The organism is Bradyrhizobium sp. URHC0002 (genome assembly GCF_054059515.1).
The window spans coordinates 1,167,942-1,183,439 of record NZ_JBSSCF010000001.1 but is presented as its reverse complement, the minus strand read 5'-3'; the positions used below and the strand labels follow the sequence as shown (position 1 = coordinate 1,183,439).

Genomic DNA, 15,498 nt, shown 5'->3' with positions numbered 1-15,498 from the left:
TGCGACATCAGGCCCCGGTTTCGACCGGGGCCTTTTTCTTCTTCCCTTCTCCCACAAAGGGAGAAGAGAGGCAGGGCCTTGTTTTCTTCAAATTGGGTCGCAATTGATGTAATCAGATAACGCTTCGATAGCGCTGCGGATGCCAAACGCGCGGGACACTTCAGGAGAATTTCGATGTCGCTCGATTCGGACGTGATCGTCGATCGCCGCAGGATCCGCCGCAAGCTGACCTTCTGGCGCGTCGCGGCTGGCCTGGTTGCCATCGCGGCGATCGTTACCGTCGGCGCGATCGCGACAACGAGCGGGCCAACGGCGCTGGCGGCATCGGGATCGATCGCGCGGGTCAACATCGACGGGCTGATTCGCAGCGACCAGCAACGGGTCGAGGCGCTGGAGCGGCTGGAGAAGTCGAACCACGCCGCCGTCATCATCCACATCAATTCGCCGGGCGGCACCACGGCCGGCTCCGAGCAGCTCTATGACGCGCTGGTGCGGCTGAAAGCCAAGAAGCCGTTGGTGGTGGTGGTTGAGGGGCTCGCCGCGTCGGGTGGTTACATCACGGCGATCGCCGCCGATCACATCGTCGCCCGCCAGAGTTCGCTGGTCGGTTCGATCGGCGTGCTGTTCCAGTTTCCGAATTTCACCGAGCTGATGAAGACCGTGGGCGTCAAGGTCGAGGAGGTGAAATCATCTCCATTGAAGGCTGCGCCCAACGGTTTCGAGCCGACCAGTCCCGAAGCGCGCGCTGCGCTCGACGCGTTGGTGAAGGATTCCTATGCCTGGTTCCGCGGTCTGGTGAAGGAGCGGCGTGGCATGGACGACGCGCTGCTCGAAAAGGTCGCGGACGGGCGGGTCTTCACCGGCCGTCAGGCGGTCGAACTGAAGCTGATTGATCAACTCGGCGATGAAAAAGCCGCCGTTGCCTGGCTGATTGCTGAAAAGAAGATCAAGAGCGACCTGCCGGTGCGCGATTTCAAACTGACACCGCAGTTCGGGGACCTGACGTTCCTGCGCGCGGCAGCTTCGATCACGTTCGATGCCCTCGGCTTGGGTTCCATCGCGCGCCAGATCGAGCAGGGCGGCGTCGCACAGGCAGTCGATCAGCTCGCGCTCGACGGCATGTTGGCGCTGTGGCGCCCCGCAGCCGCCAACTGAGCCGCGCCGGCTGCGCTTCGTCACATTCTCCCGCACTGCGGGTGTTGCCGCATAGCCTCTTTGCGCCCTTTGTGACGTGGTCTGCGATGCCCAAAAGTGATTTAGCGTCTTGACAGATCAAGGTATTTTCACGGAAATGGATATCCGCACGATCCCGGATCCCAACTTCGATGATCAAATCCGAACTTGTTCAGCGCATCGCCGAGCACAACCCGCACCTCTATCAGCGGGATGTGGAGAACATTGTGAACGCGATTCTCGATGAGATCGTGGCGGCCCTGGCGCGCGGCGACCGTGTCGAGCTGCGCGGCTTCGGCGCTTTCTCGGTCAAGCATCGTCCTGCCCGTGCAGGGCGCAATCCTCGCACCGGCGCGCATGTGCCGGTCGACCAGAAGAGCGTGCCGTTCTTCAAGACCGGCAAGGAAATGCGCGAGCGGCTGAACCGCGACGACAGCTCGCCCGAGGCCGGCGCGTAATCATCGCGTTTTCAAGCGAAGTGGACCCGGTTCGCGTAAAGAAAACGCGTCACTGAAAAACTCTTCGGATTTAACTAGTTGTAGCCGTGTTGCAGGGTTTGATCCCTGCCGTTTCCCATCACTACGAGAGATGGTCATGCGAAAGTTTCTCACGGCGCTGGTCGTCATTCCCCTGGGCCTCATCTTCATCGTCTTTGCGGTCGCCAACCGCCATTTCGTGACGGTGTCGTTCGATCCCTTCAATTCGACCGATCCGGCGATAGCGGTGTCGATGCCGCTGTTCGCCGTGATCATTGCGGTAGCCATTCTGGGGGTGGCGGCGGGCGGCATGGCGACCTGGTTCCGCCAGCGCCACTGGCGGCGCGCGGCCCGCCAGCACGAGGCCGATGCCCGCCGGGCAAGGGCGGAGACGGCCGATTTGCGGGCTGCGGCGGCGGTTTCCCGGGTCGGCCAGCAGCGGCTTCCGGCGCCGTCCCAGTACGGCATCTATGGGGCCGCAGGGCGAGACAAGCAGGGCGCGACGTTGTAGAACCCGCCCCGCCAGCTTGTTCCAATTTGCCTGTTCCAATTCGCCTGTTCCAGTTAGTCCTGGCGGCACTGGATCCGCCCCTGAGAGACCATGTCCCTGCTCGTCAAAATTTGTGGCCTGTCCACGCGCGAGACGCTCGACACAGCGCTCGAGGCGGGTGCCGACATGGTGGGATTCGTGTTCTTCCCGCCGTCGCCGCGCCACCTCAGCCTCGAGACCGCGCGCGAGCTGGGCCAGCAGGCGAAGGGCCGCGCGACCAAGGTGGCGCTGACCGTCGATGCCGATGACGCGACGCTTGAAAACATTGTCGAGACGCTGCGGCCGGATCTCCTGCAATTGCACGGCAAGGAAACCATCGCGCGCGTACGCGACATCAAGGCGAAGTTCGCGCTTCCGGTCATGAAGGTGATTGCGGTCGAGACGGCGGCCGATCTCGCCGTGCTGCCGGGCTATGCCAGCGTCGCCGATCGCATCCTGTTCGACGCCCGCGCGCCCAAGGGCGCCACCCGCCCCGGCGGGCTGGGGGCCGTGTTCGACTGGCACGTTTTGGAAAAGCTCGATCTCCAGCTGCCCTTCATGGTTTCGGGCGGGCTTAGCGCCGACAATGTCGCCGAGGCCATTCGCGTGACCCGCGCCGGCGGCGTCGATGTGTCCTCCGGCGTCGAAAGTGCGCCCGGCATCAAGGATCCCGAGATGATCCGCAATTTTGTTCGCGCTGCGCGCGCCACCGAAGAATTGATGGTCCGATGAATCCAAACCTGCCCAATTCATTCCGCACCGGCCCCGACGAGCGCGGGCATTTCGGCATTTTCGGCGGACGCTTCGTCGCCGAGACGCTGATGCCGCTGATCCTCGATCTGGAAAAGGCCTATGCCGATGCCAAGGCCGATCCGGCGTTTCAGGCGGAGATGAACGGCCACCTCAAGAACTATGTCGGCCGGCCGTCGCCGCTCTATTTCGCCGAGCGACTGACCGAGCACCTCGGCGGTGCAAAAATCTATTTCAAGCGCGAGGAGCTCAACCACACCGGCTCGCACAAGGTCAACAATGTGCTCGGCCAGATCATGGTGGCGCGCCGCATGGGCAAGAAGCGCATCATCGCCGAGACCGGCGCGGGCCAGCACGGTGTTGCCACCGCGACGTTGTGCGCGCGGTTCGGGCTCGAATGCGTGGTCTATATGGGCGCGGTCGACGTCGAGCGTCAGCAGCCCAACGTGATCCGCATGGAAATGCTGGGCGCCAAGGTGGTTCCCGTTCAGTCCGGCGCGCGCACGCTGAAGGATGCGATGAACGACGCGCTGCGCGACTGGGTCACCAATGTCCACAACACCTTCTATTGCATCGGCACGGTGGCGGGTCCGCATCCCTATCCGATGATGGTGCGCGACTTCCAGTCCATTATCGGCATCGAGACGCGCCAGCAGATGCAGGAGGTAGAGGGCCGCCTGCCGGATTCGCTGGTCGCCTGCATCGGCGGCGGCTCCAACGCGATGGGACTGTTTCATCCCTTCCTCGACGATTCCTCCGTCGAGATTTTCGGTGTCGAGGCCGCCGGCCACGGGCTGACACAGCTCCACGCCGCCTCGATCGCCGGCGGCCGTCCCGGCGTCCTGCACGGCAACCGCACCTATTTGCTGATGGACGAGGACGGCCAGATCCAGGACGCGCATTCGATTTCGGCAGGACTGGATTATCCCGGCATCGGCCCGGAGCATTCCTGGCTGCACGAGACCGGCCGGGTCAATTATCTCTCCGCGACCGACGAGGAAGCGCTCGCGGCGTTTCAGTTGCTGACGCGGCTTGAAGGCATTCCTCCGGCATTGGAGCCGGCACACGCGATCGCCAAGGTGATGGAGCTTGCGCCAAAACGTCCGCGAGATCACCTGATGGTGGTCAATCTTTCCGGCCGCGGCGACAAGGACATTCCGCAGATCACGGAAATTCTGAAGGGCAGGAAGAAGTGACCACCCGTATCGACGCAAGATTTGCCGAACTCGCCAAGCAGGGCCGCTCGGCGTTCGTCACCTTCGTGATGGCCGGCGATCCGGACCCTGCGACGTCGCTCGACATCCTCAAGGCGCTGCCGAAGGCCGGCGCCGACGTCATCGAGATCGGCATGCCGTTTACCGATCCAATGGCGGACGGGCCGTCGATCCAGGCGGCCGGCTTGCGCGCGCTGAAGGCCGGCATGACCCTGAAGAAGACGCTGGAGATGGTCCGCGGCTTCCGCACGGACGACAACACCACGCCGCTGGTGCTGATGGGCTACTACAATCCGATCTACATCTACGGTGTCGACAAGTTCCTCACCGATGCCAAGACCGCCGGCGTCGATGGGCTGATCATCGTCGACCTGCCGCCCGAGGAAGATACCGAGCTTTGCATTCCGGCGATGAAGGCGGGACTCAATTTTATCCGCCTGGCGACGCCGACGACCGACGACAAGCGCCTGCCGGCGGTGCTCGCGAACACCTCGGGCTTCGTCTACTACGTCTCCATCACCGGCATTACCGGCAGCGCCAGCGCCGACACCAAGGCGGTCGGCGAGGCTGTCGCCCGCATCAAGCGGCACACCGAGCTGCCTGTCTGCGTCGGCTTCGGCATCCGCACCCCGGATGCGGCGCGCGCGATCGCGGAGAATGCCAATGGCGCCGTGGTCGGCACCGCGCTGGTGGATGCGCTCCGCGCCAGCCTCGATACCGAGGGGCGCGCGACCCCCAGGACCGTTGGCGCCGTAGCCGATCTGGTGGCCGCGCTGGCGCAGGGCGTGCGGGGAGCAAAACAGGCTGCGGAATAGGCCACAATTGCGGCGGCTTGCCGGGCTAGGTCCGGATCGCCATATGAATCAGCTGATGCGTTAACCGCATTTCGGAGCGAACCATGAATTGGCTCACCAATGTCGTCCGTCCAAAAATCCGCAGCATCCTGCGCCGCGAGACGCCGGAGAATCTGTGGATCAAGTGCCCGGATTCCGGGCAGCTCGTGTTCTACAAGGACGTCGAGGCCAACCAGTTCGTCATCCCCGGCTCGAACTACCACATGCGCATGGGCGCGGCGGCGCGGCTGAAGTCGATCTTCGACAACGAGACCTGGTACGACATTGCGCTGCCGGAAGTGACGGCCGATCCGCTGAAGTTTCGCGACGAGCGCAAATATGTCGATCGCATCAAGGACGCGCGCGCCAAGACCGGGCTGAACGACGCGATCAAGGTCGGCTACGGCAAGCTGGAGGGCGCCGGCGTCGTCGTCGCGGTGCAGGATTTCGACTTCATGGGCGGCTCGCTCGGCATGGCCGCGGGCGAGGCGATCGTGCGCGGGCTCGAGCTTGCGGTGGAGAAGAAGTCGCCGTTCATCATGTTCGCGGCCTCGGGCGGTGCGCGGATGCAGGAAGGCATCCTGTCGCTGATGCAGATGCCGCGCACCACCGTCGGCGTGCAGATGCTGCGGGAAGCGAAGCTGCCCTACATCGTGGTGCTGACCAATCCGACCACCGGCGGCGTCACCGCCTCCTACGCCATGCTGGGCGACGTGCAGATCGCCGAGCCCGGTGCGCTGATCGGCTTTGCCGGCGCGCGCGTGATCGAGCAGACCATCCGCGAGAAACTGCCGGAGGGATTCCAGCGCGCCGAATATCTGCTCGATCACGGCATGATCGACATGGTCGTGCATCGCCACGAGATGCGCCCGACACTGGCAAGGCTGTGCCGGCTCTTCACCAAATCCCCGGCGCCCGAAACAGCTTCAAAGCCTTCGCCGCAGGTTACGGACCCGGCCCAGATCGTCTCGGCGCCGGAAGCCGTGCCGGCTGCGCCCCACGCGTGAACCTGCCTGCCGCCAAACCCCGGCCGCTCGGTGAATTGATCGCGCGGCTGTCTGCCTTGCATCCGAAGCGCATCGATCTCAGCCTCGATCGCATGCACCGCCTGCTGGCGCGGCTCGATCATCCGGAAGCCACGTTGCCGCCGGTGATCCATATCGCGGGCACCAATGGCAAGGGTTCGACCATCGCTTACCTGCGCGCGATCCTGGAGGCCGCAGGCCTGTGCGTGCACGTCTACACCTCGCCCTATCTGGTGCGGATCAACGAATGCTTCCGCATCGGCGAGAAGGGCGGCGGTCGGCTGGTAAGCGATACCGAGTTGCGCCGGGTGCTGGAGCATTGCGAGCAGGTCAATGCGGGCGAGCCGATCACGATTTTCGAGATGGAGACCGCGGCGGCGTTTTGCCTGTTCGCGGAGCATGAGGCCGATGTCGTGCTGTTGGAAACCGGCCTTGGCGGGCGGCTCGACGCCACCAATGTCATCGCCCGGCCGATTGCGACCGTCATCACGCCGGTCAGCATGGATCACACGGAATTCCTCGGCAACTCGCTGACCGCCATCGCCGGCGAGAAGGCCGCCATCATCAAGCGTGGCGCACCGGTGATTTGTGCCGAGCAGGCGCCCGAGGCGATGTCGGTGATCGAGGCGGAAGCGAAGCGCATGCGCGCGCCGATGCATGCGGCGGGACAGCAATGGCATGTCGGCGTCGAGCGCGGGCGGCTGGTCTATCAGGACGAGCGTGGCCTGATGGATCTTGCGGCGCCAAAGCTGTTCGGGCGGCATCAGTTCGACAATGCGGGTCTTGCCATCGCAACGTTGCGAGCGATCGAGACGTTCAAAATCGGGATGCCGGCTTTCGAGGCCGGCATCGTCGGCGCCGAATGGCCGGCGCGGATGCAGCGGCTGGTCGCGGGCGCGCTGGTCGATCAGGGGCCGAAGGGGGGCGAGATCTGGCTCGACGGCGCGCACAACGCAGAAGGCGGACGCGTCACGGCTGCGGCGCTCGGCGATCTCGAAGAGCGGGTATCGCGCCCGCTGGTGGTGATCGCGGGCATGATGGCGAACAAGGATGCGGGCGCGTTCCTCGCCAATTTCGCCGGGCTGACGCGCCACATCGTAGCGATACCGATTCCCGGCCGCGACAACGCGATGCCGCCGGACCGGCTGGCAGATGCGGCGCGCGCACTCGGCATGCGGGTGGAAAATGCGGCAAGCGTCGAAGCCGCGCTACAGGCGCTGTCGCGGCTGGCCTACGAAGTGCCGCCGCGTGTCCTGATTACCGGTTCGCTCTATCTCGCCGGCCATGTGCTTGACATCAACGACACACCGCCGGGATAGCGTGCGAAGAAAATAAATGGCCGCTGAAATTGCTTCCAGCGGCCGCCCGGGAAGAAATATCGATTGTTTATGAATTCTCCAGCCCCGGTCACCTCAAATTCTAGCCAAGACGCGTGTGCGCCGCGAGTCGGAACCCGGGTTCCGTCACATAACCAAAGGGGTATGTTGCAGGTTGGCCTCACCCAAATGAGGTAGATCGCCATAGCATCGTTCTTGCTGGTTGCATGACGTCCCTCATCGAAAGCTGGAATGGAAATCAACATGCGTTTTGCCGCCATTGCCGATGTGCACGGAAACTATCTCGCGCTGGAAGCCGTGCTGGCCGATATCCGCGCACAGGGAATCAGCGACATCGTCAACCTCGGTGACATGGCGAGCGGGCCGCTCGACGCGCGGCGAACCATGGACGCGCTGATGGCGCTCGACGCTGTTCACGTGCTCGGCAATCACGATCGCTATCTGATCGACCGGCCACCGGAGAAGATGGGATCATGGGATCGGCCGGCGCATGCGCAGCTCGAACAGCGCCATCTCGATTGGTTGCGCGCGGTGCCGAAGACCGCCGTGTTTCGCGATCAGGTCTTTCTCTGTCACGCCACGCCTGACCATGACGAAGTATACTGGCTCGAGACGGTTTTGCCCGGTGGGGTCGTGCGAATGTCATCGCTGGATGCAATCGAGAATCGTGCGCACGGCATCACACGGTCTCTGATCCTCTGCGCGCACACCCATCTCGCCCGCGCGGTCAGGCTTGGCGATGGCCGATTGATCGTCAATCCCGGCAGCGTTGGCTCGCCCGGCTATCGCGATACTCATCCGTTTCCGCATGTCATCGAGGCCGGCACGCCGGACGCGCGCTACGCCATCCTCGAACTTGTCGATGGCGTCTGGCGCGTCACGTTCCGGCATGTGCCGTATGACCATGATGCGATGGCGGCACTGGCGCGGCAGAACGGTCAGCCGGAGCTGGCGTCAGCGCTGGCGACGGGGTGGATACACTGAAAACAAAACGGCCGGCTATTCGCCGGCCGTTGTCGAAAAAATTCTCAGAGAAACTATCAGACCGCAGCGGTGATCCACTGCTGCAGCTTTGCCTTCGGCGCGGCGCCGACCTGGCGGGAGGCCATCTCGCCGCCCTTGAAGATCATCAGGGTCGGGATCGACATCACGCCGTATTTCGAGGCGGTCTTCGGGCTTTCGTCGACGTTCAGCTTCACGATCTTGACCTTGTCGCCCATGGCGCCGGAAATCTCGTCGAGCGCGGGCGCAATCATGCGGCAGGGGCCGCACCATTCGGCCCAGAAATCGACGACCACTGGCCCGGTCGCCTTGAGCACTTCGGCTTCGAAATCGGCGTCAGAAACCTTGCCAACGGCCATGGGAATTACCTCGTTCAGTTAGGAATTAAGGGGCGCGGGATGAGAATCGCGCCGTGGATGATAGGGTCAAACCTATGAACGCGATCCTGCCGGGTCAAGCACGGCTCACGTCGAGATGATGGATGCCCGCTCGGCTTCCAGCGCGGGGGTGGAAATCTCCATCAATTCAGCGATTTCGGTCCAAAGCAGCGCGGTTCGAACCACCCGCTGGGGATAAAGCTTGGCGAGCACCGCCCGGTACAGCGCGAGCTGGCGGACGTAGCCCCTCGGCGCCTCGTCAGGCCGGCGCGGGGGAGCATGGTTGGTCTTGAAATCGACGATCAGGACCTCGTTTTCGGTGACGACGAGGCGGTCGATCTGCCCGGATACCAGCACCGGCCGGCCGCCCGGCCGCTCCAGCCGGCCGACGATCGAGACTTCAGCGCGGCTACCGGGGGCGAACACCGGCGCGAAACGCTCGTCTGCGATCAGGCTCAGCGTGCTTTCGGCCAGCGCCTGCCGTTCCGCCTCGGTCCAGCCATCGGCGTTGCGGGCCAGATAGGCCAGCGCGGTCTCGCGGCGGCGCGGGGCCGCGATATCGGGCAGCGATTGCAGCAGCCGGTGCACCAGCGTGCCGTGCTGCAGGGCGCGCGCGCGTTGCGTGAGCGATTCGGCCGTGCGTACTGGATGGCGCTCGCTGTCGGCGGGGTCCGAGGGCCGCAACAGACTTTCCGGGGAAATCTCCGGCTGGGCCGGGGTCAGCAGCCAGCTGGGCAGCACCAGCGGCATTGGTGGAGACGGCTCCGCAACAGGAGCGGCCGACGGCGCGGCCTCCTCGGGGCGCGCATAGCGTTTCACCCGTCCTATGGCAGTCTCGATCTCCTGAAGCTGCAAGGTGGAACCGGCGAGCCCCTTGGTGATCAGATCGTACCAGGACTGCGGCCGGACGCTCCTCATGTTGCCGGGCAGGCAACCGCCGACGATCAGGCGGTCGGCGGCGCGCGTCATCGCGACATAGAGCAGGCGGCGGTATTCATCCTCGGTATCGCCGAGCATCGCCGCGCGAGCCGCGACGACGGCCGGCGGATCCTCAGCCTTGCGGCCGGCCCAGACCACGACACCGGGCGCATGCGGACCGGCATTGCCCTGCGGCAAATGGATGAGCTTCAGCCGCTGCGTATCCGAGGGCGAGGTCGTGGTGTCCACGAGGAAGACGACGGAAGCCTCCAGGCCCTTGGCGCCGTGCACTGTCATGACGCGGACCTCGTCGCGCGAGATTTCCATGTCGCGCTTCACTTCAAGGTCGGCCGTGCGCAGCCACGCCATAAAACCCTGCAGCGAGGCCGGCGCCTTGCGTTCGTAGTTCAGCGCCAGTTCCAGAAATTCGTCGAGCGCGTCGTTTGCCTCATGTCCGAGCCGCCGCAGGATTCGCGCGCGGCCGCCGTCGCCGCCGAGCAGCCAGGCATAGAATGCAAATGGCGTCTCACTGGCGAAGCGGCGTTCGCACTGTTCGAGCCGCCACAGCGCGTCCCGCAACCGGCCATCGGCCGCGGCGCGCGCGCTCAGTGCCGCGCGCAACGATCCCTTACGCTGCCAGGCGACCTTGAACAGGTCGTCGTCGCCAAGGCCGAACAGCGGGCTCTTCAGCGCCACCGCCAGCGCCAGATCGTCCTGCGGCAGCAGCAGCGCGTCGGCGAGGTTCATCAGGTCGATGATCGCGATGTGCTCGGTCAGCTTGAGGCGATCGGCCCCGGCGACCGGAATGCCGGCGTGCTTGAGCGCCTGGATCACGGCATCGAACGCATTGCCGCGCCGGCGCACCAGCACCAGCATGTCGCCATAGCGCAGCGGCCGACGGTCGCCTTTGCTGCCGGTCATCACACCGCTGCCGACCAGCGTCTTGATCTCGGCCTGAATGCGCCGGGCAAGCTTCACCTCGGGGCTGGTCGCGGCGACGCCGTCGAACGGCGCGCGCCAGCCTTCGATGTCCTGCCTGTCGTCCGTTTCAGCGAGTTCCCAGAGATCGATCTGGCCCGGGCCAGCGTCGGCCAGCGCGTGATGGATCGGATTGCCGATATCGACCGCATGAATGCTGCGAAAAATGTCCTGCTCGCGAAACACCTGATCGACCGCATGCAGGATCTCCGGCCCCGACCGGAACGAATAAGTAAACGACACCGGATCGAACTTCAGTCCGGCGCCCTCGAACTTCCGCTGCAATGCCCGGCGGCGAAGGTCGAATTCGCGTGGCGCGGCGCCCTGAAACGAAAAGATCGACTGCTTCTCGTCGCCGACCGCGAATACCGTGCGTACCACGCCGTCGCGCGCGCCTGCGCCCGAGGTGAATTCGGAGATGATGTGCGCGACGATGTCCCATTGCCGCGGGCTCGTATCCTGCGCCTCGTCGATCAGCACATGGTCGACGCCGCGGTCGAGCTTGTAATGCACCCAGCCGGAGGAGACGCGGTCGAGCATCTCCAATGTCTTGTCGATCAGGTCGTCGTAGTCGAGCAGGCCGCGTTCCTGCTTCTCGCGGCGATAATTGGCAGCCGCGGCCGTGGCGATATGCAGCAGCGCCTCGGTGCGGTCGCGCGCCACCACCGCGCGGCGGCGTTCGATCAGGGGCAGGATTCGGCGGGCTTCCGATTCAACCAGCCGGCCTATGGCCGGATTGTTGTCACAGAATTTCTTGGTCACCACCGATTTGCGGGGCGTGCGATCGGCGTCTGTGAGGAATACGCCGAGATACTCGTCGACCTGCGCCGCGCCGGTGAACACCAGCGCGCCGCGCAGCCGCGCCGCCTGGTCCTGATCGGTCTTGCTTCCGGTTTCCAGAACCAGGGCGATGTCCTGCCATCGCGATCGCGCCAGGTTGGGGCCGTCGAGGATATCACGCTCGACATCCTCGATCCGATCGCCGGGGTTCACGCCGAGAGCCGCGGAGATCTGCGCGGCAGCGGCGTGCGCGCTGCCGGCGGCGTCGGTCCACGCCATGAAGTGATCGCGGCTGAGGCAGGCCTCGCGCACCACGTCCTTGAAGGTGACGTCGGCCGCGCTCGCCATCGCCGTCATCAGCGCGCGGCCCGTCGCGCTGTCCGGATGGCGCGACGCCTCGAGGAAAACCCCGAGATTGGCGCGCTCCATCATCTCGTTCTGGTCGCGGTCGTCGAGCACGGCGAAGCGCGCCGGCACATTGGCCTCGAACGGGAACTGCTGCAGCAGCCGCGTGCACAGCGCATGGATGGTCTGCACCTTCAGCCCGCCCGGCGTTTCCAGCGCGCAGGCGAACAGCTTGCGCGCCGATTTGCGCAAGCGCGCGCTGGGATTGGGAATGCCGGCATCGCGGATCGCCGCGTCCAGTGCGTCGTCGTCAAGCGTCACCCAATGGCCCAGCGTGGTGAACACCCGCTCTGCCATGTTGGCGGCGGCTGCTTTTGTAAACGTGATGCAGAGGATCTTCTCCGGCGCCACGTCGTTGAGCAGCAGCCGGATCACCCGCTGCACCAGCACATGGGTCTTGCCCGATCCTGCATTCGCCGAAACGAAGGCGGAAGCCGCTGGATCGGACGCGCGCGCCTGCGTGGCGCGGACGGCGTCGGGAATGATGCGGGCAGCCTTCACCATTCCTCGATCCCCAGTCCGCCGGCCGCCGACCATTCCTTGATGCGGGCGAGATCGTCATAGGCGCCGTAGCGGTTCGACCACATCGACAGGTTCAGCGAAGTGTAGGCGGTCTCCTCGTTCTCGAATTTGCGGATCAGCGCTTCAAGCTGTTCAAGGGCGTAATCGGCCGCTTCGTCCGGCCGCTGCGGCGTATCGTTGTTCCTGATTTTCAGCTCCAGCGAGCGCTGCTCGCCGGGTGGATTGTTGCCGCTGAGCCTGACATAGACGAGTTCGCCGACGGATGAGCCGGCATGGATATTCTCAAAGCCGCCTTCGCGCAGGATCGCGGCCTCCAGCGTCAGTTGCGGCGACAGGCCCATGCGCACCTGCTTGCCGGTCGGCGGTTGGCCGGTCTTGTAATCGAGGATCGCAAAGCTGCCGTCGTTGCGCTGCTCGATCCGGTCGGCGCGCGCCGAAAGCGTGAAGATGCGCTCGTTGTCGAGCGGAATCTTGATCTCGCCCCTGATCTCGGCGGCGATTTTCTCGATCTCGTCGCGCCGCGCCACCTCCCAATCGGCAAACCATGCGGCGATGCGTTGAAACCGCGGCCACCACAGCGCCCGCGCTTCGGGACGCTCCATCAGCGGTGCAAAGTATTTTTCGCCGATGCCGCGCAGCACCAATGCGGGGTGTGGCGGAAGCGCGTCCGCGAATTTTTGCGTGAACTCGCCGAGCGCGCCATGGATTGCCGAGCCGCGATCCGCCGCCGACAGCGGCATGTCCACGGGGTCGAGCGGATCGAGGCGCAGAATATATTTCGCGTAGATCGTATAGGGATCGCGCAGCCAGTCCTCGATCGCCGTGACAGACAATTTCAGCGGCCGCGTCGCGACCGGCGGCTTCGGCGCGGGCTGCGCGATCGGCTCGACCGCATCGGGCTGGTCCAGTTCGGCGGCGAAGCGGACGTAATTTTCACCGGCACTTTTGGCTGCGTCCCACCGCGCTTCGCCGGCGACGGCCTCCAACCGGTGCAAAAAGCGCGAGGCGACCGCCGGCGCGCCGCCGACCTTGGCCGAATGGGTCAGGATCACATCGTCCGTTCCCAACAGTTGCGCAAAATCGTGCGCGGAGAGGCCGATGCGCCGTTCCGGCAGATCGAGGCCGAGTTCATGGCGCATCGGCCGGCTCAGCCACGGATCGACCCGCGGCGCCGGCGGCCATACGCCCTCGACCAGTCCGCCAAGGATGACGCGGTCGGATTCAGTCAGCCGCGCTTCGAGCTGGCCGTAGATGTGCAGTTGCGCGCTCGACGATTCCGGCCGCCGCACCATGCGATCGGCATAGGCGGTCTGGAACACATCGGGGTAATCGCCGAGCTGGACCATCAGGCCGCTCGGCTTCTGCTCGGCAAGCAGGTCGTCGAATGCCGCTGACAATGCCGCGCCTTGCGCTTCCTCGAAGACGATTGCAACGCCGTTTTGATCCGAAGACAGCGCGGTCAGTATTTCGCGATGGCGTTGCGCCAGTTCGGCGAAATCGAACGGTTTTGACGAACCCATGACTTCCAGCGGCGCCAGTGCCTTCTGCAAAGCCGCGATCAGCGCCTGCGCCGCGTCGAGTTCGTCATCCCTCAACTTCGCGCGTGGCTCGGAGGCGTGAAGCGAGGAGGTCTCGTGGCTCCGGAGTTTTTTGAGCTCGACACGGAAGCGATCGAAGTCGCGCGCCAGTCCACCAGTTCCTGCTTGCGGCCGGGTGCCGCGCAGCAGCGCCAGTTCGAGGATTTCGATGGCGTGCTTGAATGCGCCGAATGCGCCGCCGAGACGAAACAGCGGATGCTTCAAGAGCGCGAGCAACGTCGGCGGCTCCAGCCCCTTGCTGGCTGCTTCCGCGGCGAGGCGGGCAAAAATGCCGCTTGGCGTGTCCATCAGCGCGTCGCCGCCGGAATCGTCGAATTCGAGATTCCAGCGCCTCAGCGCCGCCATCACCCGCCGCGCCAGCGCGCGATCCGGCGTCACCAGTGCTGCCGATTTGTCCAGATGCCGCGCCTCGCGCATCGCCACCGCGATCGCCAGCGCCTCCATCTCCGAGTTGGGGGCCTCGACGACGGCAAGCTTCGTCATGCCGCCTGCAATCTTTAGCGAGACATCCGGCTGGGCCAGACGATCGTGCCATTGTTCGGTCGCGCTCGACGGCCGCATTGTCTCGGACACCAGCACGTCGCGCCCGTGCTGTGCCGGCGTACCCAGGATTTCGACGTCGCTTCGCTTGATGCCGAAGCGGTCGAGCAATCCGTGCATCGCAAATTGCGGATGGTTCGAGGAGGGCTGCGTGGTGAACTTGCCCTGCGCGTCCCTGACGCCGCCGATGGTCTGCCAGGCTTCCTCGTCGAGATCGGTGTCGAGCCCCGGCAGCACCACCGCGCCCTGCTTCAGGCCGGCCACGGCGTTGAGGAATTTTGCTGTCGCCGGCATCGAACCGGTCGAGCCGGCTGCAACCACCGGCCCCTGGTGATGCGCGGTCAGGCGCGCGGCTTCCGCCTCGATCAGGCGGTCGCGCCGTTCGGCGGGCTCGATCCTGCCGATCTCCTTCAGATGCTCCGGCCATGCCTTGCGCGCGATGCGCAGGAATTCGAGTGAGTGCTGCCAGTATTTGTCGAACTGGTCGGGCACCAGCCTGTCGAGCGCTTCCCAGGCGACGCCGCGCGTCACGATGTCGTCCATCAGCCGTGCCAGGTCGCCGGCCAGCGCCAGTGTCGAGGCCGGGCCGCCGACCACGAGCGGCGCCGAGACGGGGCTCTTCGCCCATGCCGCGACCAGATGCGCCAGCGTCAAGCGGCGCTCCAGTTCGCCAAGCCGCGGCGGAATGTCGAGGGGCGCTACGCCGCTGAATTGTTCGGCGCCTTCCGCAAACGCCAGCTCGTCCTCGTCGATGTCGCCGAGCGCCACGATGCGCGGCAGGATCGCGGCGTCCGTCTTCAATTCATCGAGAAAGATTTCCCGCGCCAGCCTTCCTGCGCGCCGGGTCGGCAAATAGAGCGTCGCCGTGGCCAGATTGAGAGGATCCCGGCGCGCCTCGAAGCCCTCGACCAGCCGGCCGTCGACCAGCGCCGCGATGACGGTGCGCAGGAACGGCACGGATACGGGAACGCTGAAAACGAGCATGGGCTTCCTGATTCGAGGTCAGGCGCAATATAGGGAGGTAATCAGGGAAGGTCATGC

General features: G+C 64.9%; 12 protein-coding genes. 9 read left to right on the top strand and 3 right to left on the bottom strand.

All coding sequences use genetic code 11. The features are described 5' to 3' along the window. The first annotated feature begins 174 nt into the window (after positions 1–174). The 9 genes from sppA to ACVWVY_RS05580 all read left to right on the top strand — a co-directional run bounded on the left by sppA (position 175) and on the right by ACVWVY_RS05580 (position 8,321). Entirely contained in the window at positions 175–1,155 is a 981-nt protein-coding gene (sppA, locus tag ACVWVY_RS05620) for a signal peptide peptidase SppA (RefSeq protein WP_456625445.1), read from the top strand. Between the two features lie 170 nt (positions 1,156–1,325). Next, the gene (locus ACVWVY_RS05615; RefSeq protein WP_057837498.1) at positions 1,326–1,631 is read left to right on the top strand and encodes an integration host factor subunit beta; all 306 of its coding nucleotides are present in this window, start codon (positions 1,326–1,328) and stop codon (positions 1,629–1,631) included. 136 nt (positions 1,632–1,767) lie between these two features. Continuing rightward, entirely contained in the window at positions 1,768–2,160 is a 393-nt protein-coding gene (locus ACVWVY_RS05610) for a lipopolysaccharide assembly protein LapA domain-containing protein (protein ID WP_456625444.1), read from the top strand. 90 nt (positions 2,161–2,250) lie between these two features. Beyond that, positions 2,251–2,910, top strand: coding sequence for a phosphoribosylanthranilate isomerase (locus tag ACVWVY_RS05605; protein WP_456625443.1), 660 nt, complete (start codon positions 2,251–2,253; stop codon positions 2,908–2,910). After that, entirely contained in the window at positions 2,907–4,124 is a 1,218-nt protein-coding gene (gene trpB, locus ACVWVY_RS05600; protein WP_456625442.1) for a tryptophan synthase subunit beta, read from the top strand. Before ACVWVY_RS05605 ends, trpB begins: the two co-directional genes overlap by 4 nt. Further along, a complete protein-coding gene (trpA, locus tag ACVWVY_RS05595; protein ID WP_456625441.1) occupies positions 4,121–4,957 on the top strand; it encodes a tryptophan synthase subunit alpha in 837 nt (278 codons plus the stop codon). Before trpB ends, trpA begins: the two co-directional genes overlap by 4 nt. A gap of 83 nt (positions 4,958–5,040) precedes the next feature. Then, the gene (gene accD, locus ACVWVY_RS05590; protein WP_456625440.1) at positions 5,041–5,982 is read left to right on the top strand and encodes an acetyl-CoA carboxylase, carboxyltransferase subunit beta; all 942 of its coding nucleotides are present in this window, start codon (positions 5,041–5,043) and stop codon (positions 5,980–5,982) included. Continuing rightward, complete coding sequence (locus ACVWVY_RS05585; protein WP_456625439.1) at positions 5,979–7,319, top strand: bifunctional folylpolyglutamate synthase/dihydrofolate synthase; 1,341 nt, start codon at positions 5,979–5,981, stop codon at positions 7,317–7,319. The genes accD and ACVWVY_RS05585 overlap by 4 nt, the downstream gene beginning before the upstream one ends. A 261-nt stretch (positions 7,320–7,580) precedes the next feature. Further along, a complete protein-coding gene (locus ACVWVY_RS05580) occupies positions 7,581–8,321 on the top strand; it encodes a metallophosphoesterase family protein (protein ID WP_456625438.1) in 741 nt (246 codons plus the stop codon). Positions 8,322–8,377: 56 nt separating this feature from the next. Here the strand turns inward: ACVWVY_RS05580 and trxA are convergent, their stop codons facing one another. The 3 genes from trxA to addB form a co-directional block, all read right to left on the bottom strand. Beyond that, positions 8,378–8,698, bottom strand: coding sequence for a thioredoxin (gene trxA, locus ACVWVY_RS05575; RefSeq protein ID WP_016847387.1), 321 nt, complete (start codon positions 8,696–8,698; stop codon positions 8,378–8,380). A gap of 105 nt (positions 8,699–8,803) precedes the next feature. Then, the gene (gene addA, locus ACVWVY_RS05570; RefSeq protein ID WP_456625437.1) at positions 8,804–12,301 is read right to left on the bottom strand and encodes a double-strand break repair helicase AddA; all 3,498 of its coding nucleotides are present in this window, start codon (positions 12,299–12,301) and stop codon (positions 8,804–8,806) included. Then, positions 12,295–15,441, bottom strand: a complete 3,147-nt coding sequence (gene addB / locus ACVWVY_RS05565; protein WP_456625436.1) for a double-strand break repair protein AddB — start codon at positions 15,439–15,441, stop codon at positions 12,295–12,297. The genes addA and addB overlap by 7 nt, the downstream gene beginning before the upstream one ends. Positions 15,442–15,498 lie beyond the last annotated feature (57 nt).